At 40.2% G+C, this 23,714-nt stretch carries 23 protein-coding genes; 15 read left to right on the top strand and 8 right to left on the bottom strand.

Annotated features, from left to right (window positions below):
* Nucleotides 1-10: 10 nt before the first annotated feature.
* Nucleotides 11-1,210, bottom strand: a complete 1,200-nt coding sequence (locus AC6JAD_RS14265) for an alanine dehydrogenase (RefSeq protein WP_461303024.1) — start codon at nucleotides 1,208-1,210, stop codon at nucleotides 11-13.
* A 395-nt stretch (nucleotides 1,211-1,605) separates the two neighbouring features.
* Here AC6JAD_RS14265 and AC6JAD_RS14270 point away from each other — a divergent pair, with 395 nt between their 5' ends.
* Nucleotides 1,606-3,348, top strand: a complete 1,743-nt coding sequence (locus tag AC6JAD_RS14270; protein WP_461303025.1) for a helix-turn-helix domain-containing protein — start codon at nucleotides 1,606-1,608, stop codon at nucleotides 3,346-3,348.
* Here the strand turns inward: AC6JAD_RS14270 and AC6JAD_RS14275 are convergent.
* The 3 genes from AC6JAD_RS14275 to porX all read right to left on the bottom strand — a co-directional run bounded on the left by AC6JAD_RS14275 (nucleotide 3,345) and on the right by porX (nucleotide 6,199).
* Nucleotides 3,345-3,875 carry a hypothetical protein gene (locus tag AC6JAD_RS14275; protein ID WP_461303026.1) on the bottom strand — a complete coding sequence of 177 codons (531 nt, stop codon included), beginning with the start codon at nucleotides 3,873-3,875 and terminating at the stop codon, nucleotides 3,345-3,347. The two genes, AC6JAD_RS14270 and AC6JAD_RS14275, sit on opposite strands and share 4 nt — an antisense overlap.
* 268 nt (nucleotides 3,876-4,143) lie before the next feature.
* Nucleotides 4,144-4,557: a tRNA (adenosine(37)-N6)-threonylcarbamoyltransferase complex ATPase subunit type 1 TsaE gene (gene tsaE / locus AC6JAD_RS14280; protein ID WP_461303027.1), complete on the bottom strand. Its 414-nt coding sequence runs from the start codon at nucleotides 4,555-4,557 to the stop codon at nucleotides 4,144-4,146.
* 94 nt (nucleotides 4,558-4,651) lie between these two features.
* Nucleotides 4,652-6,199, bottom strand: a complete 1,548-nt coding sequence (gene porX, locus AC6JAD_RS14285) for a T9SS response regulator signal transducer PorX (protein WP_461303028.1) — start codon at nucleotides 6,197-6,199, stop codon at nucleotides 4,652-4,654.
* A 121-nt stretch (nucleotides 6,200-6,320) separates the two neighbouring features.
* Between porX and AC6JAD_RS14290 the strand changes: the two genes are divergently transcribed.
* The 13 genes from AC6JAD_RS14290 (at nucleotide 6,321) to AC6JAD_RS14350 (ending at nucleotide 20,209) form a co-directional block, all read left to right on the top strand.
* Complete coding sequence (locus AC6JAD_RS14290; RefSeq protein ID WP_461303029.1) at nucleotides 6,321-7,547, top strand: HD domain-containing protein; 1,227 nt, start codon at nucleotides 6,321-6,323, stop codon at nucleotides 7,545-7,547.
* A 38-nt stretch (nucleotides 7,548-7,585) separates the two neighbouring features.
* A complete protein-coding gene (gene lpxD, locus AC6JAD_RS14295) occupies nucleotides 7,586-8,611 on the top strand; it encodes a UDP-3-O-(3-hydroxymyristoyl)glucosamine N-acyltransferase (RefSeq protein WP_461303030.1) in 1,026 nt (341 codons plus the stop codon).
* Nucleotides 8,604-10,010, top strand: a complete 1,407-nt coding sequence (locus AC6JAD_RS14300) for a bifunctional UDP-3-O-[3-hydroxymyristoyl] N-acetylglucosamine deacetylase/3-hydroxyacyl-ACP dehydratase (protein WP_461303031.1) — start codon at nucleotides 8,604-8,606, stop codon at nucleotides 10,008-10,010. The genes lpxD and AC6JAD_RS14300 overlap by 8 nt, the downstream gene beginning before the upstream one ends.
* Nucleotides 10,011-10,793 (top strand): acyl-ACP--UDP-N-acetylglucosamine O-acyltransferase, encoded by a 783-nt coding sequence (lpxA, locus tag AC6JAD_RS14305; protein ID WP_461303032.1) that lies wholly within the window; start codon nucleotides 10,011-10,013, stop codon nucleotides 10,791-10,793. It begins immediately after the preceding gene.
* 31 nt (nucleotides 10,794-10,824) lie between these two features.
* Nucleotides 10,825-11,391 (top strand): elongation factor P, encoded by a 567-nt coding sequence (gene efp, locus AC6JAD_RS14310; RefSeq protein ID WP_461303033.1) that lies wholly within the window; start codon nucleotides 10,825-10,827, stop codon nucleotides 11,389-11,391.
* 71 nt (nucleotides 11,392-11,462) lie between these two features.
* Entirely contained in the window at nucleotides 11,463-12,401 is a 939-nt protein-coding gene (locus tag AC6JAD_RS14315) for a UDP-3-O-(3-hydroxymyristoyl)glucosamine N-acyltransferase (RefSeq protein ID WP_461303034.1), read from the top strand.
* A complete protein-coding gene (locus AC6JAD_RS14320) occupies nucleotides 12,398-12,811 on the top strand; it encodes a nuclear transport factor 2 family protein (protein ID WP_461303035.1) in 414 nt (137 codons plus the stop codon). The genes AC6JAD_RS14315 and AC6JAD_RS14320 overlap by 4 nt, the downstream gene beginning before the upstream one ends.
* Before the next feature lie 69 nt (nucleotides 12,812-12,880).
* Nucleotides 12,881-13,753, top strand: a complete 873-nt coding sequence (sucD, locus tag AC6JAD_RS14325; protein WP_461303036.1) for a succinate--CoA ligase subunit alpha — start codon at nucleotides 12,881-12,883, stop codon at nucleotides 13,751-13,753.
* 101 nt (nucleotides 13,754-13,854) lie between these two features.
* On the top strand, nucleotides 13,855-14,601 hold the full coding sequence (gene fabG / locus AC6JAD_RS14330) for a 3-oxoacyl-[acyl-carrier-protein] reductase (protein WP_461303037.1): 747 nt from the start codon (nucleotides 13,855-13,857) through the stop codon (nucleotides 14,599-14,601).
* 45 nt (nucleotides 14,602-14,646) lie between these two features.
* Nucleotides 14,647-16,680, top strand: coding sequence for a vWA domain-containing protein (locus tag AC6JAD_RS14335; RefSeq protein ID WP_461303038.1), 2,034 nt, complete (start codon nucleotides 14,647-14,649; stop codon nucleotides 16,678-16,680).
* A 24-nt stretch (nucleotides 16,681-16,704) separates the two neighbouring features.
* Complete coding sequence (locus tag AC6JAD_RS14340; protein WP_461303039.1) at nucleotides 16,705-17,520, top strand: prohibitin family protein; 816 nt, start codon at nucleotides 16,705-16,707, stop codon at nucleotides 17,518-17,520.
* A 68-nt stretch (nucleotides 17,521-17,588) separates the two neighbouring features.
* Nucleotides 17,589-18,002 (top strand): type II 3-dehydroquinate dehydratase, encoded by a 414-nt coding sequence (aroQ, locus tag AC6JAD_RS14345; RefSeq protein ID WP_461303040.1) that lies wholly within the window; start codon nucleotides 17,589-17,591, stop codon nucleotides 18,000-18,002.
* A gap of 35 nt (nucleotides 18,003-18,037) precedes the next feature.
* Nucleotides 18,038-20,209: a T9SS type A sorting domain-containing protein gene (locus AC6JAD_RS14350; protein ID WP_461303041.1), complete on the top strand. Its 2,172-nt coding sequence runs from the start codon at nucleotides 18,038-18,040 to the stop codon at nucleotides 20,207-20,209.
* Nucleotides 20,210-20,241: 32 nt separating this feature from the next.
* Here AC6JAD_RS14350 and lpdA read toward each other — a convergent pair whose 3' ends face one another.
* The gene (gene lpdA / locus AC6JAD_RS14355) at nucleotides 20,242-21,618 is read right to left on the bottom strand and encodes a dihydrolipoyl dehydrogenase (RefSeq protein WP_461303042.1); all 1,377 of its coding nucleotides are present in this window, start codon (nucleotides 21,616-21,618) and stop codon (nucleotides 20,242-20,244) included.
* A gap of 255 nt (nucleotides 21,619-21,873) precedes the next feature.
* Between lpdA and AC6JAD_RS14360 the strand changes: the two genes are divergently transcribed.
* Nucleotides 21,874-22,464: a hypothetical protein gene (locus tag AC6JAD_RS14360; RefSeq protein WP_461303043.1), complete on the top strand. Its 591-nt coding sequence runs from the start codon at nucleotides 21,874-21,876 to the stop codon at nucleotides 22,462-22,464.
* 88 nt (nucleotides 22,465-22,552) lie between these two features.
* Here AC6JAD_RS14360 and AC6JAD_RS14365 read toward each other — a convergent pair whose 3' ends face one another.
* From AC6JAD_RS14365 to msrB (AC6JAD_RS14375), 3 genes are read right to left on the bottom strand one after another with little or no spacing between them, the layout of a single operon-like run.
* The gene (locus tag AC6JAD_RS14365; protein WP_461303044.1) at nucleotides 22,553-22,768 is read right to left on the bottom strand and encodes a DUF6515 family protein; all 216 of its coding nucleotides are present in this window, start codon (nucleotides 22,766-22,768) and stop codon (nucleotides 22,553-22,555) included.
* A 57-nt stretch (nucleotides 22,769-22,825) separates the two neighbouring features.
* Complete coding sequence (gene msrB, locus AC6JAD_RS14370) at nucleotides 22,826-23,221, bottom strand: peptide-methionine (R)-S-oxide reductase MsrB (protein ID WP_461303045.1); 396 nt, start codon at nucleotides 23,219-23,221, stop codon at nucleotides 22,826-22,828.
* Nucleotides 23,214-23,714, bottom strand: a complete 501-nt coding sequence (msrB, locus tag AC6JAD_RS14375) for a peptide-methionine (R)-S-oxide reductase MsrB (RefSeq protein ID WP_461303046.1) — start codon at nucleotides 23,712-23,714, stop codon at nucleotides 23,214-23,216. Before msrB (AC6JAD_RS14375) ends, msrB (AC6JAD_RS14370) begins: the two co-directional genes overlap by 8 nt.

Genomic DNA, 23,714 nt, shown 5'->3' on the forward strand with positions numbered 1-23,714 from the left:
ATATAAGTTCTTAAAAAATGAGCAAGTTGGGATCGCTGTACGGTAAATCGAACCAATCGGCGACCGCTTTGTTCGTTAAAATTCCGTGGTAAAAGTACAAACCATTTTTTAATCCCGCATCAATTCTTATGGCTTCTTCCAATCCGCCACATTCGGCAATTTCCAGCAGGTAAGGGGTAAAGATATTACTCAAGGAGACTGAGGCAGATTTCGGATAGCGGGCAGGGATATTGGGAACCCCATAATGTAATACACCATGTTTGGTCACAGTAGGACTGTCATGCGAGGTTAATTCGGTAGTTTCAAAGCAACCACCCATGTCCACACTTACATCTATGATAACCGCCCCTTTTTTCATGCATTCTACCATGGCTTCTGTGACTATAACGGGAGAACGGTGCTTCCCGCGTACTGCGCCAATGGCTACATCGCAACGCCTAAGGGCCTTCAGGAGGTTTTTGGGTTGTATGGTAGAGGTGTACAAAGCTTGCCCAACCTTGGACTGAATCCTTCGTAGTTTGGTAATGGAGTTGTCAAAAACTTTTACATTGGCGCCCAGTCCCAATGCCGAACGCACTGCATATTGTCCTACCGTTCCAGCACCAATCACTACCACTTCTACAGGCGGTACACCACTAATATTCCCGAAGAGCAAGCCATTTCCGGTCTTAGCATTCACCATTAATTCCGAAGCGATAAGTACAGAGGCTGTTCCTGCAATTTCACTAAGGGATTTTACCGCGGGGTAACTACCATCCTCATCTTTAATGAATTCGAATGCCAGTGCTGTTATTTTCTTTTTTGCCAATGCTTCGAAATACTCCTTTTTTTGTCCTTTTAATTGCAGGGCGGAGATCAAAACCGTTTTTGGGTTAATGTGTTCCAGCTCGGAAAGGGTTGGAGGTTCCACTTTAAGAATTATAGGACAACCCAACACTTTTTTAGTGTCTTCCGAAATTTGCGCACCTGCTTCACTATAGTCTTTATTCGAATACCCGGCTTCTTTACCGGCGCCACGCTCAATGAGTACCTGATGTCCATTGGCTACAAGGGCTGCTACAGCATCCGGTGTTAGGCAAATACGTTGTTCCTGAAAGTGAATTTCCTTGGGGATGCCTATGACCAGATCCCTTTTTTCATGGGCAATTTCTAGGGTTTCTTCCTGTGGCAGCAATTGTGCTTTGGTGAAGGGAGAGGTAGGTTGCGACATACAAGGTTGGCATTAGTCGTACCAAGTTACATAATAAAATTGAAAAAATGGAAACATGTTTAAGGTCGTGTACGTATATTAGTAATGCCATTCCGGACTTGACTTCTCCCTCCATAAGTCAATGCGTAAATGCATGCGTTCGGAATGGCATTTTAATCATTCTAATACATCTTTCCAGTATGCCGATATCAAAAATCGTTGTGTTGGTTGGTTTTTCCAAGTATTGTTAGTGAGAATTCTTGAATTCTAGGACAACAATTCTTGATTTCAATTAGAAATTGCCATTTATAAGTATTTGTTTTTCATTATGTTATATGATATTTTGAATATTTCTTGTTTCCAAAGGAGCTCCACATATGAAAGACTTGGTTTTAACGTTACAAGAACACATTTATATGAAGTACTCTTGCCTAATATTTTTCTTATTCGTCCTTTCCAATTCTTACGGTCAGGATTTTAACCAATCTTACTTGGATCAATTACAGGATGAAGAACTCCTAACACTTTTCGATGATTTTGAAAACGACACCCTAAAACAAGAAACGATTGCCAGAACCTATTTGGAAAGGGGTAGAAGGGAAGGGGATACCATTAAAATGGCACGGGCTTATGATCGAATGTCGTTCATTTTTCATACCGAAAGGAATATTGCAATGGCGGATAGTGTGATCCTATTAACCAAGGATTTGGAGCATATAACCTATCCTGCCCAAGGATATTTAACACGGGGTTTTTTGAAGGATGGGGATCGATATGATCCTTACTCTTCGTTTAAGGACTATTTAACGGCGTATGAAATAGCCAAGGCTAGGGGAAATGTACCACAACAAACCTATTTGATGGATCGATTGGTATTTCTTCAGGGAGAGTGGGGTGATTCCGAAAAAGCACTTGAACTCCAAAAGAAACGCCATAAGTTGATGCAGGAGGATCACTTAGCCCAAGTTATTAAGTCCACAAGAAAGAGTAAAAGGGACAATGTTAAGAATTACCAATTAAAGGATGAAATCACTTCTTTTCAATGCTTTGTCTTTTGTTATTTGAATTTGAAAAAACTGGATTCTGCCCGTATTTACCTCCAAAAATCCAAGGAAAAGGTTAAAGAGTATGAAGGCTATGATAAATTTAGGGATATCGCCTGGGGTCTGGATGCCCAAATGGAAATTGAATACTATTCTGGCAACTATGGGAAAGTTTTGGCTCTTGGGGACTCCATAGTTAATCAAAAGTCATACAATGTATCCCATTATTACCTCAAGAACACTAATCTTTTTAAAGGGTTGGCGTACAATGAAATGAAGGAGTTTGATAAGGCCTTGGCGCATTTATTAATTGCCGATTCCTTATTTCACGGAGAGAAGGTACTTTCTTTAATACAATCTGATAGGCTACTAAATAAAGGTCTTTTTGAAACGTATAAAGCCAAAGGGAATACTGAAAAACAAATTGAGTATTTAGATAGAATAATTGGCTTGGACAGCATTATAAAAAAGAACTATTTGGCATTTCAGCCCAGACATATTAGGGAATTTGAAACGCCTCTATTGTTAGAGGAAAAGCAGGCCTTAATAGATGCCCTCGAAAAAAGGGAGCAAAGAAATCAAGCATTATTTTGGGGAGTTGGTGTGCTCTTGGTGCTGTCCTTGGGATTGGTTGCTTATTATTACAACAGGCAGCGTATTTTCAGAATGCGATTCGAAGCATTGGTAAATAATACCGAAGCCAAGAAGGCCCCGAAACCTTTGGAGGCGGTAAATCCTGCACCTGAAATTTCTCCAGAGGTAATAGATATGATTACCAAAGGATTGAAAAAATTTGAATCAAATAAGGGTTTTTTAAATGCTAAGGTCAATTTAAACACCTTGGCAAAGAAAATGGATACAAACTCAAGTTATTTGTCAAGGGTTGTCAACTTTAAAATAGGGAAGGGGTTTTCACAATACGTAAGTGACTTACGCCTGGAATACGCCATGAAAGAGTTGTTGTCGCAGGAATTGTACCGCAAATTTACTATAAAAGCCATTGCCCAAGAATGTGGGTTCAAGAATGCGGAGTCTTTTTCGCGAGGGTTTTATAAGAAGTATGGCATTTATCCTTCTTATTACATTAAAAAGTTCGAAAAGAAAAAGGAGGCTTAATTGAACAAATCCTTGATTTGTTGCCAAAAGGAACGTTTCTGCCCCAATTCTTCTTCGAAAGATTTTAAATCACTACCTCTTATTTTAGCGAATAATTTTGCTCGAATTAAATATACAGAAGGAACAATTACAAGCATTAACGGAATCAAATAATATAATTCGAGTTCATCAACACTTGAACTTTGCTTGATAATGGCCCATAATTGAAAGGCATACATGGCGATTGGTACAATTATGATCCAATGCCACCAATGTTTACAGGTAAAAAACCATAATAGCAGTAAGATAAGAGGAACCACTTTTCCTGCTATGAACCAAGCATATTGATACATAGAGGGGAATGTTGTTTCCACTGTAAATAATGAAGTTTCCCAAACTTGACCGCTTGGGAAACTTTCATATGCATAATATAAAAAAGGAGTTAAGGCTATAATTAATACAACAATTCCTCCTAAAAATAAATTTGGCTTACCCTCTGTTTGGGACTGATACTGTGCTTGGGTCGATTTGTTGTTCTGTTTGTTCATCTTCGACGTTCTCAGGAGTACAGGATACAAATAAGAAGGCTCCTAAAATTGCAACGAGAAAAAGGTAGTTTTTGAGTTTCATAATACTAGTTCTTTTGTGAGGTTTATATTACAAACCTATCACGAAAAAAAACAAGTATATCAAAAACGTTCATCGTATTTTGTATAGTTTGGCCTATGCCAAAATACTCCTTCTCTAATAATGTATGGTTTGGGGGGACAAACATTATAAAGTAGGCGTTTTTTCTTGTATGTAAGCGTTGCAGTTCTAGTTCACCGGCAAAATGTTTACTGTTCTACTTCCGTTATTGTTTTTGGTTAGTTCTATGGTCGTAGACCCATCGGGCAACAACGATCCAATTTTTTCTGGCCACTCAATAAAGTTCCAATGCCCAGAATCGAAATAGTCTTCTATTCCAATATCTAGCGCTTCTTCTTCATCTTCCAAGCGGTAAAAATCGAAGTGATATAACTTATCCTCCTCGAGGAGGTATTCATTTACTATAGAAAAGGTTGGGCTACTAATGGTATCCTGAACCCCCAATTTCTTGGCGAGCTCCTTGATCAACGTGGTTTTACCCACTCCCATTTCCCCATAGAATAATAGGGTTTTGGTGGGGGCATTGCTTAAAACCATTCCAGCAATCTCTGGTAATTCATGTAATGTATAAGTACGTCTCATGATCGTAGGGCTGTAACAAATATATAAATATTTCCGACTATCCGCCCAAATAGACGATTAAATGTATGAAAATCAGTAAAATCCTACAAATAATCTATTTTGGAGCCAATACTGCAAAGGGTATAATCATCTCTTCCAGGGAAACTCCGCCATGTTGATAGGTGTTCCTGTAATAACTCACGTAATGATTATAGTTGTTGGGGTATGCAAAGAATAAGTCACCTTTCGCAAATATGAAGGAGCTACTCATATTAATACTGGGAAGGTGTATGGTATTCGGGTTTTTAGCTGCCAATACATCCTTGTCCTCATAAGTCAAGCTCTTTCCGGTCTTATAGCGAAGGTTAAGGCTTGTGTTCTTGTCCCCAATAACTTTAGAAGGGTTCTTCACATTTATAGTTCCATGATCCGTTGTGATAATTAATTGAAACCCTAACTGTGATGCCTGCTGTATAATTTCCATAAGAGGCGAATTCTTGAACCAGCTTTCAGTAAGCGAGCGATAGGATTTATCGTTGGATGCCAATTCCTTAATCACTTCCATTTCGGTTTTGGCATGTGATAACATATCCACAAAGTTGTACACGATAACGGTGAGATCTTCGTTTTTGTGGCTTTTAAAGTTTTCAGAAAGTCTTCTTCCTTGTTTTAAACTGGAAATCTTGTGATAGCTCCAATCAAGATTAAGTCCCAATCGCTTTAGCTGTGCTCCCAGAAAGTCCTTTTCATACATGTTCTTTCCGCCTTCATCCGTATCATTCAACCACCAGTTAGGATGTAATTTCTGCATGTCGCTAGGCATTAGACCCGAAAAGATGGCATTTCTTGCATATTGTGTGGCAGTAGGTAATATACTGTAGAACAGCTCTTCTTGTTGCTTTTTGTAGATATTATTAAGGTAAGGCTCGAATGCTTTCCATTGGTCGTATCGTAGATTGTCGACAACTACCAATAAGGTTTGCCTGTTGGCCAATCGAGGAACTACTTTATCCTTAAATAGGGTATGCGACATTACAGGTGCATCCTCACTATTCCCAAACCAGTCGGGATAGTTTTTATCTATGAACTTACAGAATTGAGTATTGGCTTCCGTTTTCTGGGATTCCAGAATTTCGAACATTCCTGTGTCTTCAATATTTTCAAGCTCCAATTCCCAGTATACCAATTTCTGATACAATTCTGCCCATTCTTCGTGCGAATTGATCATGGACATATCCATGGCAATCTTTCGAAACTCCTGTTGGTAGTTGGAAGTGGTTTTTTCTGAAACCAGGCGCGAGTGATCTAGATTTTTTTTCAAGCTCAATAAAATCTGGTTGGGATTCACCGGCTTAATAAGGTAATCGGCTATTTTGGAGCCAATGGCCTCCTCCATAATGTACTCTTCCTCACTTTTGGTAATCATAACCACCGGGATTGTGGCCTGTTTTTCTTTTATTTCGGCGAGTGTTTCCAGACCGGTAAGTCCGGGCATGTTTTCGTCAAGGAAAACGATGTCGAAATTATCCTTATCAATTTCCTGTAGGGCCTCGGTTCCACTTTGCGCGGTAGTTACTTTATAATTACGGCTTTCAAGAAACAGAATATGGGGTTTCAATAGGTCGATTTCATCGTCTACCCAAAGTACTTTTATCTCGCTCATATATGTATATTTGTTTTGAATTTAGATTGGTAAGCTGCAAGAGGCAGTAATACTATAACATCAAAAATACTTCCATAGTATTTTATAGTGTCATTAGGCATTATTAATTAAAAGTTAAAGTTTGAAGTCCAACAATAAGCTTAAGATTGTAAACGATCCTATTTATGGATTCATTACCATTCCCACTCCACTCATTTACGGACTTATAGAGCATCCTTTCTTTCAGCGGTTGCGCAGGATTACCCAAATGGGGATGTCCTATCTGGTATATCCTGGAGCCCAACATACCCGCTTTCATCATGCGCTCGGGGCTATGTTCCTGATGCAACGTGCGGTACAGGTACTGCGATCCAAGCAAGTGGAAATTACATTTGAGGAGGAAGAGGCGCTGTACGCAGCCATTCTTCTTCATGATATTGGGCATGGACCTTTTTCCCATGCCATGGAGCATAGCATTGTAAGCGGAGTAGGTCATGAGGAAATATCCTTACTGTTTATGAAGGAATTGAATCGTCAATTCAGAGGGAAACTGGACATGGCAATTACCATTTTCAAAAATGAATATCCAAGGAAGTTTTTACATCAATTAATATCGGGGCAGCTGGATATGGACCGTCTCGATTATCTTAGAAGGGATAGTTTTTATACAGGGGTTCACGAAGGAAATGTGAATTCGCAGCGGCTTATCGCCATGCTTAATGTAAAGGACGATGGTTTAGTAGTAGAGGAGAAGGGGATTTATTCGGTGGAGAAATTTATCATTGCCCGCCGTCTTATGTATTGGCAAGTATATTTGCACAAAACAAGTTTGGTTGCAGAGCAATTACTGTTGCATTTACTGAAACGAGCTAAGGAACTGGTGCTTTTGGGTCATGAGGTGCCTGCAAGTGAAGCATTGTCCTTTTTTCTCAAGAAACAGATCTCCCTTGATGATTTTACCACCACGGTATTGGAAACTTTCGCGGAATTGGATGATTACGACGTTATTTCTGCCATGAAGAGTTGGAAGAACAATGAAGATTTTGTGCTTTCTGAGATTTCCGAAATGCTGTTATCGAGAAAACTTCTTGGCATAAAGCTTAAAAATCAGCCTATTTCTGAAGAAAAAGTACAGAAACACCTGCATAAAATCATGCAACTGCACAACCTTTCTGAACATGAAGCATCTTATTTTGTGTTCCAGGGGAGCATAAGCAATCAGGCCTACGATATGGATAAGGACACAATTAACCTTATCAAGAAAAGCGGAAAGGTAACCGATGTGGCCAAAGCCAGTGATCAATTAAATATTGAAGCATTGTCCAAGAGGGTAGTGAAATATTATATCTGTTATCCTAAAAGGGATTAGTATTGCTTTTTTTATATTTGCAACACTCAAAATCGAAAATGAAGTTTACAGCCAACCAAATAGCAGGGATACTTGAAGGTGAAGTAGAAGGAAATGAAACCGTGGAAGTTTCGAAATTGGCTAAAATTGAAGAGGGTACCCAAGGAAGCCTTACATTTTTGGCTAACCCGAAATACAAGCCTTATATCTATACCACAGATGCCTCCATTACTATTGTAGACAAGGACTTTGTGGTAGAAAACCCCATTAAGACGACTCTTATTCGAGTAGATGACGCCTACAAGGCATTCTCCCAATTACTAGAATATTACAATCAGGTAAAAATGAACAAAACGGGTGTTGAACAACCGTCGTTCATTGCCGAATCTGCTTCGTATGGTGAGAATATATATATAGGAGCATTCAGTTATCTAGGGGAAAATGTTTCAATAGGGCAAAATGCAAAGATCTATCCTAATGTATATATAGGAGATAATGTGACCATAGGAGATAATGTGGTTGTATTTGCTGGTTCTAAGATTTATTCAGAAACTATTATTGGGGATAATTGTGTAATACATAGCGGTGCCATAATTGGTGCCGATGGTTTTGGATTCGCCCCTAACGAAAAGGGGGAGTTCCAAAAGGTGCCTCAAACGGGTAATGTGATAATTGAAGATTACGTAGATGTGGGTGCTGGAACAACGATAGATAGAGCGACCCTTGGATCTACGGTAATAAGGACGGGTGTTAAGTTAGACAACCAAATACAAATTGCTCATAACGTAGAAATTGGCAGGAACACCGCCATTGCTGCCCAAACTGGAATTGCTGGTTCCACCAAGATCGGTGAAAATTGCCTTATTGGCGGTCAGGTAGGAATTGTTGGGCATATTACCATTGGCAACAATGTGAGAATACAGGCTCAAAGCGGCATTGGAAGGAATGTAAAGGACAATGAAGTATTGCAAGGATCCCCAGCATTGAACTACGGAGACTACAACAAGAGTTACGTCTACTTTAAAAACTTGCCTAAAATAGTAGGCCGACTAAACAACCTAGAAAAAAATAATGGAGATGACTAATTGCGATGCTAAGCAACGCACCATTCAAAAAGAAGTATCGCTCACTGGAGTTGGGCTTCATACAGGTAAGGAGGTAACGATTACCTTTAAACCTGCACCCGAAAATTATGGATATGCTTTTGTTCGGGTCGATTTAGAGGGAAATCCCGTGATCGAAGCCGATGCCAACTATGTAGTAAATACTCAGCGCGGCACCAATTTGGAAAAACGTGGAGTGAAAATACAAACGTCGGAGCATGTGCTTGCTGCCCTAGTGGGTATGCAGGTAGATAATTGTATGATCGAGCTAAATGCTTCCGAACCTCCCATTATGGATGGGTCCTCCAAATTTTTTGTGGAGGCTATAGAAAAGGCGGGGATTGTAGAGCAGGAAGCACCAAGGGAAGAATATGTGGTGAACGAAGTAATTTCATATACTGACGAAGAAACCGGAAGCGACATTACGATTATTCCTTCCGATGAGTACCAGGTAACTACTATGGTAGATTTCGGAACAAAGGTATTAGGGACACAGAATGCGTCATTGAAACATCTTTCCGATTTCAAAAAGGAAATCGCCGATTCCCGAACCTTCAGTTTCCTTCATGAATTGGAAATGCTTTTGGAACATGGGCTTATAAAAGGCGGGGATCTTAACAACGCCATTGTGTATGTGGACAAAGAACTGGGCGAAGAAACTATGGAGCGTTTGCGCCATGCATTCAAAAAAGATAAAATTTCGGTCAAACCAAATGGAATCCTGGATAACTTGACCCTTCACCATCCCAACGAAGCCGCAAGGCATAAATTACTTGACGTTATAGGTGATTTAGCCTTGGTAGGTACTAGAATTCGTGGTAAGGTTATTGCCAATAAACCAGGACATTCCATTAATACTCAGTTTGCCAAGAAGCTTTCTAAAATCATTAAGATAGAGAAGCGTAACAAAGTACCTAAGTACGATTTATCGAAAACGCCTGTGAAGGATGTAAATGCTATCATGGCTATGCTTCCGCACAGACCACCTTTCTTATTGGTCGATAAAATCCTTGAATTAAGCGATACCCATGTTGTCGGTTTGAAAAATGTAACCATGAACGAACCTTATTTTGTGGGACATTTTCCGGGAGCGCCCGTAATGCCAGGAGTACTTATAGTGGAGGCTATGGCACAGACAGGAGGTATTCTTGCTTTGAGCACGGTACCCGATCCTGAAAACTACCTGACCTTCTTTATGAAGATCAATAATGTGAAATTTAAGCAACAGGTAAACCCCGGGGATACGTTGGTGTTTAAGTTAGAATTAATAACACCTATTAGAAGAGGAATTGTGCACATGCAAGGGAATGCCTATGCCAACGATAGATTGGTAACAGAAGCAGAGCTTATGGCGCAAATTGTAAAAACCAAAAACAACTAAATGAATCAGCCATTAGCCTACGTACATCCAGGAGCTAAAATTGCCAAAAATGTGGTGATAGAACCTTTTACTACCATTCATAATAATGTGGTCATCGGTGAAGGAACTTGGATTGGTTCAAATGTCACCATCATGGAAGGTGCCCGTATTGGGAAAAACTGTAATATTTTTCCCGGTGCCGTTATTTCTGCTATTCCGCAGGACTTAAAGTTCCAGGATGAGGAAACAACAGCAGAAATAGGTGACAATACCACTATTCGAGAATATGTAACCGTAAATAGGGGAACCGTTGATAGGGGTAAAACGGTAATTGGGAACAATTGCCTTATTATGGCCTACTGTCATATTGCACATGATTGCATTGTTGGGAACAACTGTATTTTTTCCAATAACAGTACGTTAGCAGGGCATATAACAGTAGGGGATTATGTTGTCCTAGCTGGGATGACTGCCGTACATCAATTTTGTATGATAGGTAACCATGCCTTTGTTACTGGAGGGTCTTTGGTTCGTAAAGATGTACCTCCCTACGTGAAAGCAGCACGTGAACCACTTTCTTATGTAGGAATTAATTCTATCGGTTTGAGAAGGCGTGGGTACGAAACAGCCAAAATTCAGGAGATTCAGAATATCTATCGAATTTTATACCAGAAAAGCTATAACAATAGTCAGGCGGCGCAAATAATTGAAGCCGAAATGGAAGCGACTTCCGAAAGGGATGAGATCCTTCAGTTCATCAAGAATTCCAAACGAGGAATCATGAAAGGGTACTTCCAAAATTAAAAACGAAAAAAAAGTAATACCAATTTAGACCATGGCGAATACATCAGATATTAGAAAAGGACTTTGTATTAAATATAGTAACGACATCTATAAAATTATAGAGTTCTTACATGTTAAACCAGGTAAAGGACCTGCTTTTGTAAGAACAAAGCTTAAAAGTGTAACAACAGGAAAGGTAATTGACAATACTTTCTCAGCGGGTCACAAAATTGAAGACGTTCGGGTAGAGACACATAAGTTTCAGTATTTGTACAACGAAGGGGATACGTATCATTTCATGAATACCGATGATTATTCACAGATTCAACTTCAGGTAGATACTTTGGACCGTCCAGATCTAATGAAAGAAGGTGAGGTCGTAACCGTTGTCATTAATACAGAGGATAGTATGCCATTATCGGTTGAGATGCCATCATCGGTAATATTGGAAGTTACAGCTACAGAGCCGGGTGTTAAAGGAAATACAGCCACCAATGCTACCAAACCTGCTACGGTGGAAACGGGAGCTCGAATAAATGTTCCGCTTTTTATTAATGAAGGAGATAAGATCAAGATAGAAACTGAAAAAGGAACCTATCAGGAACGCATCAAGGAATAAGACTAAATTTAAAGTCCCATCCAAGAATATTTGAGGTGGGATTTTTTATATTTGGTTTCTAATCATCGTAAATGAAGTTTTCTACCGCACAAACCCTTTCAGGAATTGCCGAGATTATCGGAAGTACCTATGTGGGTGATGATAACTTTCCGGTTTTGGGGATGAATGAAATTCATGTGGTGGAACCTGGTGACATTGTATTTGTAGATCACCCGAAATACTATGATAAGGCACTTCAGTCCGCAGCCACGGTGGTTCTCATCAATAAGCAAGTAGATTGCCCCAAAGGGAAGGCTTTACTGATATCGGACGATCCCTTTCGTGATTTCAATAAACTTACGGATCACTTCAATCCTTTTGAACCAGCGCGCGCAGTTATAGCGGACAGCTCGGAGATAGGACTTCATGCCATAATTCAACCCAATGTTTTTATAGGGAATAATGTAAAAATTGGTGATGATTGCGTAATTCATGCCAATGTAGCTATTTATGACAATACCATTATTGGAAACAATGTGACCATTCATGCAGGCACGGTGTTGGGCGCGGATGCATTTTATTATAAGAACCGCCCTGAACATTTCGATAAACTGAAAAGTGGAGGAAATGTGGTCATTGAAGACAATGTGGATATAGGAGCATTATGCACTATAGATAGTGGAGTAACTGGATCTACTATTATTGGGGAAGGATCTAAGTTGGATAACCAAGTACATGTTGGACATGATACCCGAATAGGTAAGCGTTGTTTAATTGCCTCGCAGGTAGGTATTGCTGGCTGTGTGGTCATTGAGGATCAAGTCACCATTTGGGGTCAGGTAGGGGTTACGAGTGGTATCACAATTGGGGCCAAGGCGGTAATCTCTGCACAAAGTGGAGTGAGTAAATCCCTAGAAGGGGGCAAGTCTTATTTTGGAACCCCTGCAGATGAATTCAGAAAAAAATACAAGGAGATCGCTTCCATACGATTGATCCCAGATATAATTGAAAAATTAGATAAATTAGAATGAGCAAGTCAGCCAAGGAGGTCGTAAGAAACTTCTTCCTATCCAAAGTTCTTACAGATAAAAATATACTCGAAACCTATTTTCATGAAGATGTGGTGCTAATTTGGAACAGCTCGGATGGGCTGTCTATACTGCATTATGAAGATTTACGAAATTTTTTCAGTGAAATCTCACGTACTTACAAAGACCTAAGGGTGGAAGTAAGCCATCTTTTGGTAGACGGAGCACACGTGACAGTTCGCTATAAATATTACATAAGGACCATCGAAAATCCTGATGAAGAATTGGGCATTGCGCATTTTATTTCCATATGGGAGGTAAAAGATGGAAAATTGTACCGAGGACATACTGTGAGTCAGCCAGTGAGCATTAATGACGACACCTCCGAATCCTATCATAAGGTTAAGGTCTAAATTCTTTTTAAAAAGAGGATAAACAATTACCTTTGCACATCTTAAATTTCAACTCTAAAAAAATCACCAATGAGTGTATTAGTAAATAAAGAATCGAAGATTATCGTTCAGGGTTTTACAGGTAGTGAAGGAACCTTTCATGCCGGACAGATGATCGAGTATGGAACCAATGTTGTAGGTGGGGTAACCCCAGGAAAAGGTGGGCAAACCCACTTAGATAAGCCTGTATTTAATACAGTGGCCGAAGCAGTTGAAAAAGTTGGTGCCGATACCACAATTATCTTCGTTCCACCAGCATTTGCGGCCGATGCCATTATGGAGGCTGCCGATGCGGGTATTAAGGTGATTATTACCATTACTGAAGGAATTCCTGTTGCCGATATGATTAAGGCTGCAGATTATATAAAAGATAGGGACTGCCGTTTGGTGGGGCCTAACTGTCCAGGTGTAATTACTCCTGAAGAGGCAAAAGTTGGTATTATGCCCGGTTTTGTTTTCAAAAAAGGAAAAGTAGGGATTGTTTCCAAATCTGGAACCCTTACCTACGAAGCAGCAGACCAAGTTGTAAAACAAGGATTGGGTATTACTACGGCCATCGGAATTGGCGGGGATCCAATTATAGGAACCACTACAAAAGAAGCTGTGGAGTTACTAATAAACGATGCCGAAACAGAAGCGGTTGTAATGATCGGGGAAATAGGTGGACAACTGGAAGCTGATGCCGCACAATGGTATAAAGCCAGTGGTAGTAATAAGCCAGTGGTTGGATTTATTGCAGGGGAAACAGCACCTGCCGGAAGAACCATGGGGCATGCTGGAGCGATAGTTGGAGGAAGCGACGATACTGCACAGGCAAAGAAAAAGATTATGAGGGAATGTGGTATTCATGTAGTAGATTCACCTGCTGAAATTGGAAAGAAAGTAGCTGAGGTTTTAGGATAAACTTTAGGTAAATAATAACATCAAGGCCCTGTTTATAATCACAGGGCTTTTTTATCTTTGAACAATAAGCATTCACAATAAAACTAACATCAACCTATACTATGAAATTATTAGAAGGAAAAACAGCCATAATTACAGGAGGGAGTAGGGGTATTGGAAAAGGAATTGTAGAGACCTTTGCAAAGCAAGGCGCTAACGTTGCGTTTACGTACAACTCTTCACAAGCAGCTGCAGAAGAGATTGCAGCCGAAGCTAGTAAACATGGAGTAACCGTAAAGGCTTATAAGAGCAATGCAGCCAACTTTGAAGAATCTCAGGAATTGGCTGCCGAAGTACTGAAAGAATTTGGAAGCATAGACATTCTTGTAAACAATGCCGGAATAACTAAGGATAACCTTTTAATGCGAATTTCTGAAGAGGATTTTGACAAGGTGATCGAAGTAAACCTTAAATCGGTATTCAATATGACCAAAGCGGTGCAAAGGGCCATGCTAAAGCAACGTAAAGGTTCCATTATAAACATGAGTTCTGTAGTGGGTGTTAAAGGAAATGCGGGACAAACCAATTATGCCGCTTCCAAAGCCGGAATTCTTGGCTTTACGAAGTCTGTAGCATTAGAATTAGGATCAAGGGATATTCGTTGTAATGCCATTGCCCCTGGTTTTATTGAAACCGAAATGACAGGGAAATTGGATGAAAATGTTGTACAAGGCTGGAGAGAAGCCATTCCTTTAAAAAGAGGGGGAACTCCAGAAGATATTGCCAATGCCTGTGTATTTTTAGGAAGTGACCTGTCTGGTTATATTACAGGTCAAGTATTAAATGTAGACGGAGGAATGTTAACTTAAAAATATGGATGCACGCTAACCAGTGCATTGTCAATGGTGTAACTCTTGATAGCAGAAACCTTACTATACATAGTGATTTCGGTCATAGTAGCACTGGCTTTAGTGCTTTTCATGTATGGTTATAGGACCAAGTACACCAAAAGGCTCAGATTGCTTTTTGGTGTACTTCGTTTTTGTACCCTTCTCAGTCTGTTCTTGCTTCTAATCAATCCGAAATTCAGGAATAATACGTATTCCATTCAGAAGCCCAAGCTCACTGTTTTGGTCGACAATTCCTCTTCTGTGGTTGAATTGGAAAAGGCAGAAGAAGTCAATCAATTTGTGGAGGACTTAAGGTCCAATCCAGAGCTCATAGAAAAATTTGATTTAGGACTTTATTCATTTGGAGAAGACCTTACTGAATTAGATTCCCTGACCTTTTCAGATAATAAAACCCATATAGCAAAAGCTTTAAAATCCAGCAATGAGATTTTTAAAAATGAATTGGCTCCCACTATACTCATAACTGATGGAAACCAGACGCTAGGGCGGGATTATGAATTTCTGGGCGATTCCTATAAAAACAGGATATTTCCGGTGGTAATAGGCGATTCCACGGCCTATGTCGATCTTAAATTAGAACAACTAAATACCAATCGCTATTCCTTTCTTAAGAACCAGTTTCCGGTAGAAGCTGTATTAGTTTATAGTGGTGAAAACCCTGTAAGTGCACGTTTTACCATAACGCAATCTGGAGCTTCGGTATTTTCACAGAACCTGTCATTTTCAAAAGAAAACAATACCCAGACCGTTAATCTAACACTACCTGCTACGAATGTGGGATTACAGCGCTATTACGCTCAAATAGCACCATTGGCAGAAGAAAAGAATAAGGTGAATAATGGAAAGGCTTTTGCCGTAGAAGTGATCGATCAGTCTACAAATGTGCTAATAGTGAGCGATATGCTGCACCCAGATATGGGGACCTTGCGAAAAGCCATAGAGAGTAATGAACAGCGCAAAGTTACATTTGCCAAACCTTCGGAAGCCGTTTCTTTATTAAACGATCATCAGCTCATCATACTTTTTCAGCCCAATCGAAGATTTGCCTCGGTGTATACCGAAATAGATAAACTAAGAAAGAATACTTGGACATTTACGGGCACCGGAACGGATTGGGGTTTCTTGAACCGAGTTCAAAATGATTTTCAAAAGGAAACTACAGGGGAAAGTGAAAATGTGTCTGGCGAGTTAAATGTAAACTATGGGGCCTTTGCATTGGATGATTTAGGGTTTGAGGATTTTCCACCTCTCTCTACCGAATTTGGAGACCTTACAGTTTTAGTGCCCAATGAGGTGATTCTACAGCAATCCATAAATGGTTTTAGTACGGGTTCACCTTTATTTGCTTCAATGGAAATTAATGGTAGGAGAAGTGCTATCTGGGATGCACAGGATCTCTGGAAATGGCGTGCCCAAACCTATTTGGGAAATTCAAGCTTTGAAGATTTCGATGATTTTATCGGTAGGATGGTACAATATCTTGCCTCCAATAAAAGGAGAAGCCGATTGGAGGTTACAGCCGAAACTTTTTACTACAATAACAACCCTTTGCTAATTTCCGCACAATATTTCGATCAGAATTTTGTGTTCGACAATAGAGCCCAACTTCTTATATCGGTAACCAATCAGGATACCGAGGACGGCACACAGTTCCCAATGTTACTGAAGAATAATTATTACGAAGTAGACTTGAACAGCTTACAAGCTGGGGATTATAGTTATACGGTTTCTGTAGAGGGAGAAGGAGTGGCCCGTAGTGGAAGTTTTACAATATTGGATTTCAACGTAGAACAACAATTCCTGAATGCGGACGTAACAAAACTTACACGTTTGGCGACTAACACAAACGGAAATGTATTCTTTTTGAATCAGTTAGAAATGATGACAGACCAACTTCTGAATGACGATAGCTTTAGGTCCATTCAGAAAACCGAACAAAAAGTAGTACCTTTAATAGATTGGAAATATCTGTTGGGGATCATGGTTTTGACACTTTCCTTAGAATGGTTCATTAGAAAATACAACGGACTCATATAATTAAATAACCAAAAGAAACATATTATGGACAAATTACCTAAGTTAGGGATACCTATCATTATTATTGTAGTACTTACCATCATTGTACTGGCCAAATCAGCAGTAACTATCGATGCAGGACATGCTGCAGTTCTTTACGAGACTTTGGGAGATGGTGTAGATTCTGACAAACAACCTTTGGGCCCAGGTTTTCATATCATTGCACCTTGGAATAGGGTGATCGATTATGAAACAAGGCAACAACAATTATTTGAAGAAATGCGAGTGCTTTCCTCAAATGGATTGGAAATTCAAATTGATGCAACAGCGTGGTTTGAACCCGTGGTTTCCGATTTAGGGAAATTGCACAATACCAAGGGGACCGATTATTTGGATCGGATTATAAAACCTGCCATTCGAAGTGCGGCACGTAGTGTAGTAGGACGTTATACCCCAGAGCAATTATATTCCAGTAAGCGTGATGCGATTCAGGATGAAATCTTTGAAGAAACCAGGAAAATTGTTGAAGATCAACACATTCAGTTGAATGGAATCTTGATTAGGGATGTAACATTACCACCTACCATTAAGGATGCTATTGAACGTAAACTAAAGCAGGAGCAGGAGTCGTTAGAATACGAATTCCGTTTGGTTACTGCGGCTAAAGAAGCTGAGAAAGTAATTATTGAAGCTCAGGGTAAGGCGGACGCTAATAGGATTTTAAGTGCATCTTTAACAGATAAGATTTTACAAGACAAGGGGATCGAAGCAACTATAAAGCTTTCCGAGTCTCCCAATAGTAAGGTTATTGTTATTGGCTCTGGAGATGGTGGACTTCCACTTATTTTGGGTAATCAATAAAAAGGAACAGAATATATATTTAAAGGTGGAAGGAAACTTCCACCTTTTTTAATTTATATATTTGAGGTATGAAAATTATAATCATCAACGGACCCAACCTAAATCTTCTCGGAAAAAGGGAAACGGATATCTATGGCAATATATCGTTTGAAGCCTTTTTCAATCAGCTTAGCGATAAATATTCCAATATTGAGCTGTTCTATTTTCAATCGAATGTAGAAGGGGAACTCATAAATAAAATACAGGAGGTGGGGTTTTCGTATGATGGGATCATTTTAAATGCCGCCGCCTATACCCACACCTCGGTAGGGATAGGGGATGTGGTAAAAGCCATAGAGGCACCTGTGGTCGAAGTTCATATCTCGAATACCTTTGCCAGGGAAGAATACCGGCACCATTCCTACATTTCGGCAGGAGCCAAAGGAGTGATACTCGGTTTTGGATTACAGAGTTATGAATTGGCAATACAGAGCTTTCTATAGGAAGGTTTATTCGGATAATTGTAATACTGATTTGTATGAGACACTTTTACGTATTTCTACTACTATTTATCTCATTGGGTTCTATTAAAGCGCAGGACCATACTGTGGCAAGGGAATGGAATGAGGAATTGTTAGAGGCTATTAGAAACGACTTTGCAAGGCCAACGGTGCATGCAAGAAACCTTTTTCACAGCTCGATTTTAATGTATGATGCTTGGGCCGTATTCGATGAAACCGCATACACAATATTCTTGGATAGAAATTTAGGTGGTTTCAATGTTCCGTTCGATGGTATAGCAGAACCAACAGATGTAGATGCTGCTAGGCATGAAGTACTTAGTTATGCATTGTTTCGGTTACTATCGCATAGATTTGCCAATTCACCGAATGCCGCCGAAACCACGGCAGCACTTGAGGCGAGATTTCTTTCCTATGCTTATGATCCTACGAATGAAAGTACAGATTATTCTGGAGGCTCTTATGCCGCTTTGGGCAACTATTTGGCCGAACAAATGATTGCATTTGGTTTTCAGGACAACTCCAATGAACAGAACGATTATGAAAATCAGTTTTACGAACCTATAAATGAACCATTAATTCTGGATCTCTACGAAGATAATAGTGCCATAGATCCAAATAGATGGCAACCTTTGGCTTTTGAAGTGTTTATAGATCAGTCTGGGAATACCATTCCCGGTGATGTCCCTGACTTTTTAAGTCCTGAATGGGGGCAGGTAACCAACTTTGCGTTAGACAATAATGCCTTGGAAATTTATAATATCGATGGATTCGATTATTATGTGTTCAATAATCCTGGGGCACCTTCTTACATATCCAATTCGACCAACCCTATGAATGATCCTTATAAATGGGGGTTCTCACTAGTGGCTTCTTGGTCCAAGCATTTAGATCCAGCAGATGGGGTCATGATCGATATTTCCCCTGCTAGTATAGGTAACATTCAGAGTTATCCCACGAATTTTTCTGAGTACCAGCAATTCTACAACTTCGAAGATGGAGGCGACAGTGGTATGGGCCATGATTTGAACCCTGCAACAGGCCTGCCTTATGAAACTCAAATGGTCCCCCGTGGGGACTATGCAAGGGTGCTTGCCGAATTTTGGGCAGACGGACCTGATTCGGAAACACCTCCCGGACATTGGTTTACCATCCTTAATTATGTGAACGATCATCCGGATTTGGTAAAGCAATTACAAGGGGAAGGTCCTATTTTGGATGATTTGGAATGGGATGTTAAGCTGTATATCCTTTTGGGAGCAGCTATGCACGATAGCGCAGTAAATACATGGGGACTTAAAGGATACTACGATTATATTAGGCCCATTTCGGCCCTTCGTTATATGGCAAGTAAGGGCCAAAGCTCTGATAATTCTTTAGACAGTTATGACCCACATGGTTTGCCATTGCTTCCTGGCCTTATTGAGATTATAGAAATAGGCGATCCATTGGCAGGGATTAATAATGAGTTTGTGGGCAAATGCAAGGTATTTGCCTGGAAAGGCCCGGATTATATAAATAACCCAGACATTGATGTGGCTGGAGTAGATTGGATAATCGCAGAGCGATGGTGGCCCTATCAGCGGCCTACATTTGTCACGCCACCGTTTGCTGGGTATATATCTGGACATTCTACATTCTCGAGTGCAGCTGCCGAAATATTGGAAATGGCCACTGGTGATCCATTTTTTCCAGGAGGAATGGGCACTTTCGATGTAGCACAGAATGAGTTTTTGGTGTTCGAGGAAGGACCTTCTGTAGACTTCACCCTACAATGGGCAACTTATAAGGATGCCTCCGACCAGACCAGTCTTTCTAGAATATGGGGAGGTATTCATCCGCCTATTGATGATATTCCGGGACGGTTCTTGGGAGAGGAAATAGGTGAAGATGTTTTCGCTAAGGCTCTGGAATATTTTAATGGTACCATTGTCCTGAACAATGTGACCTCGGATGATGACCCTGCATTTGTACTATCTCCGAACCCAGCATCGGAAATTACTTCATTGAAAAGCCCTACCGAAATAGTTTCTATAAACATGTATGATATAGGAGGGAAGAAGATAGAATTGGATATAGACGTTGGCACAGGTCAAATACCGGTAGACAAATTGAGTGCTGGGATATATTTCGTTCAAGTGACCAATAAGAAGAACCAATCGGAAGTGTTGAAACTTATCAAGAAATAAAAGAGGGCCAATTGGCCCTCTTTTATTTCTTATTATAAATGAATCACTTCATCATAGGCATCGGCTACAGCTTCCATTACGGCCTCACTCATTGTAGGGTGTGGATGAATTGCTTTTAGAACTTCATGGCCCGTGGTTTCCAATTTACGGGCAACCACCGCTTCGGCGATCATATCGGTTACGCCAGCACCAATCATATGGCAACCAAGCCACTCTCCGTATTTAGCATCGAAAATTACCTTTACAAATCCGTCCTTGGTTCCTGCCGCACTTGCTTTTCCACTGGCGGAGAAAGGGAATTTTCCAACTTTTAGCTCATATCCTTGTTCCTTGGCCTGTTTTTCGGTCAAACCAACACTTGCTATTTCTGGGGACGTGTAAGTACATCCTGGTATATTACCATAGTCTATGGCTTCAACATGCATACCCGCAATTTTCTCTACACAGGTAATTCCCTCGGCAGAAGCAACATGGGCTAGGGCAGGACCCGGTGTAATATCACCAATGGCATAGTAGCCAGGAATATTGGTTTGGTACCAGTCGTTCACCATTATCTTGCCTCTATCCTGTACAATTCCAACGTCTTCTAATCCTATACCTTCAAGATTCGTTTGTATTCCTACTGCAGATAAAAGCACATCGGCTTCCAAAACCTCTTCTCCTTTTTTGGTTTTAACGGTAGCTTTCACTCCTTTTCCAGAGGTATCCACGCTCAATACTTCAGAGTTGGTCATAACCTTAATACCTGACTTTTTGAAGATGCGCTCAAACTGCTTGGAGACTTCTTCGTCTTCCAGCGGCACAAGGGTTGGAAGGTATTCTACTATGGTAACGTCCGTTCCCATAGATTTATAGAAGTTAGAGAATTCAACCCCAATGGCTCCACTTCCTACAACGATCATACTTTTTGGTTGCTTTGGAAGGGTCATGGCTTCACGATATCCAATTACTTTCTTGCCGTCTTGCGGCAAGCTTGGTAGTTGTCTGGAACGTGCTCCTGTTGCTATAATAATGTGGTCGGCACTGTATTCGGTACCATCTACGTCTATCTTTTTGCCTGGTTTAAGTTTACCAAAGCCTTCAATTACATCAATTTTGTTCTTTTTCATCAAGAACTGAACTCCTTTGCTCATCCCTTCTGCAACACCACGGCTACGATCTACAACTTTACCAAAATCCTTATCATATTCCTTAACGGTTAATCCATAGTCCTCGGCATGCTTCAAATATTCGAAAACCTGAGCACTTTTCAACAATGCTTTTGTTGGAATACAACCCCAGTTAAGGCAAACGCCCCCAAGGCTTTCTTTTTCAACTATGGCGGTCTTAAAACCTAATTGGGAGGCACGTATGGCGGCTACATATCCACCAGGGCCACTTCCTAAAACGATAATATCATATTTGCTCATAAGAGTAGGTGTATTGACTTGTTTTTTGAAGTAGCGAATTTACGAAATAATTAGGCATTGCGAAAAGCAAATAGTAAAAACAGAAGAAGTGTTTTTGATCTATAGAAATCTACAGTACTCCTAATGTCCTCACTGCATAATCACATAAAAGAAATTGGAATTTCATGAATTTTTACAAGCCTTGACACTTCTTTTGCAAATTTTTGACACTTCGGTGTTTATACCCATTTAGCTTTACGGAAAAATAAAAACATCATGAAAAATATGATTACGCTGTTTGTTATTTGTTGTTCAACAATAATGATAGGTCAAAAAAAGGAGTATGCACGGGTCCTGGAGGCTGATAGTACTTGGTTTAAAGAAATCTTTCCTTTCCCGATTCATTTTGCACCTGAAATTAATTTTGAAGGGTATGAAGACGCACAATTCCCCAAGGGTTGGGGGAAACCTGAAAGCCCTGAATTCTGGTCATATCTTTTTGCTTGGAACATCAATCATTCAGGCAAGTTTTCTGAACAGGAATTAGAGACCAATCTCACATATTACTTTGATGGATTAATGAAGGTGGTTAATGATGACAAGGAATTAACGGTTCCTCCTAGTACGGTATTGATTTTAAAAGCGGATAGCATTTCCCATGGCGCTGATTATTTGGGAAAGGTTAGGTTATACGATGCTTTTCGAACCAAAGAAATGATCACCTTGCAAATTCGAGCAGATGTTCATCCATGCGAAAATCAAGATAAATCTATTGTTGTTTTCCGTTTTTCACCAAAAGGATTTGATAATGATATTTGGAAACTGCTTCAGGAGGTGAGGCTTACACCAAACGCCTGTGAACTCTGATATATTGAGTAAACTAGTATGAAAAAGAAATGCCAGGTCGTTCACTCAATGTAAAGACCTGGCATAAAAGATTTGGGAATTTTTCCTTTTACATGCCAATTAAAACGTATCCTCTTTGTGTCTTGCGGTAACGCTTGCCATTCCATTCATAATAACGTTTCCCCTTTACCACCACAACAGAATGATTTCTTGGAGCTTTTTGAACAATTACCACATTGCTTCGTGGTGTGGTCTGAACGACCCTTGTGGCACAAGAAGAGAATGATAGAAGTGCTATGCTGAGTATAAAAACCAATTTTTTCATAAGAGTGCTTGTTTATGGTTACACCCTTATGACTTCTAAATTTAAAAATGGTTTAATCTATTCTTTGTTGAAGTCTACGGAAAGGGAATTCACACAATAACGTTGCCCCGTCTCAGTAGGGCCATCGTTAAATACGTGGCCTAAGTGACTTCCACAATTTGCGCAAAGAATTTCGGTACGAATCATACCATGGGTAGTATCGCGGACATATTCTACCGAGCCTTCAATCGACTCATCAAAAGAAGGCCATCCGCAACCACTTTCAAATTTGCTGTTGCTTTCAAAAAGGGGCGTGTGGCAAGCACCACACGCATAACTACCCTTTTCGAAGTTTAAGTTATAAGCACCTGTAAAAGGGCGTTCGGTTCCTTTTTCACGAAGAATTCGGTAACGATCAGGGCCAAGTTCAGCCAACCATTCTTCTTCTGATTTATGGATAGGATATTTAGTCATTTTTGCCTTCATTTCCGTCTACTTCACCCACAAAGACCAAAGCAGCTCCGTTAATACAATGCCTTTTACCTGTTGTGGCTCTTGGCCCATCATTAAATACATGTCCTAAATGACCCCCACAGGTAGCACAATGCTCCTCTGTACGAGCGTATCCCAATTTATAATCGACGTCATACTCCACATTGCCTTCTATGGCGCGGTCAAAACTAGGCCATCCAGTTCCGCTATCGAATTTATACTGGGTTTCGAATAGTGGGGTGTTGCAGGCTGCACAATGAAAAACACCTTCACCCTTAAAGTAATTGAAATTACTGGTAAATGGGCGTTCAGTACCCGCTTCACGTAAAATATAGTATTGCATTTCAGTGAGTTGGGCTTTCCATTCGGCTTCGGTTTTGGTAACCGGAAAGACTTTATCTTGTTTTTCTGTCTGTGCTTTCGAATTGCAACTTAGCAAGAACATACATGCTAAAAGAAGGCCAATTTGTTTCAT

The sequence above is a fragment of the Aureisphaera sp. genome (assembly GCF_059726885.1).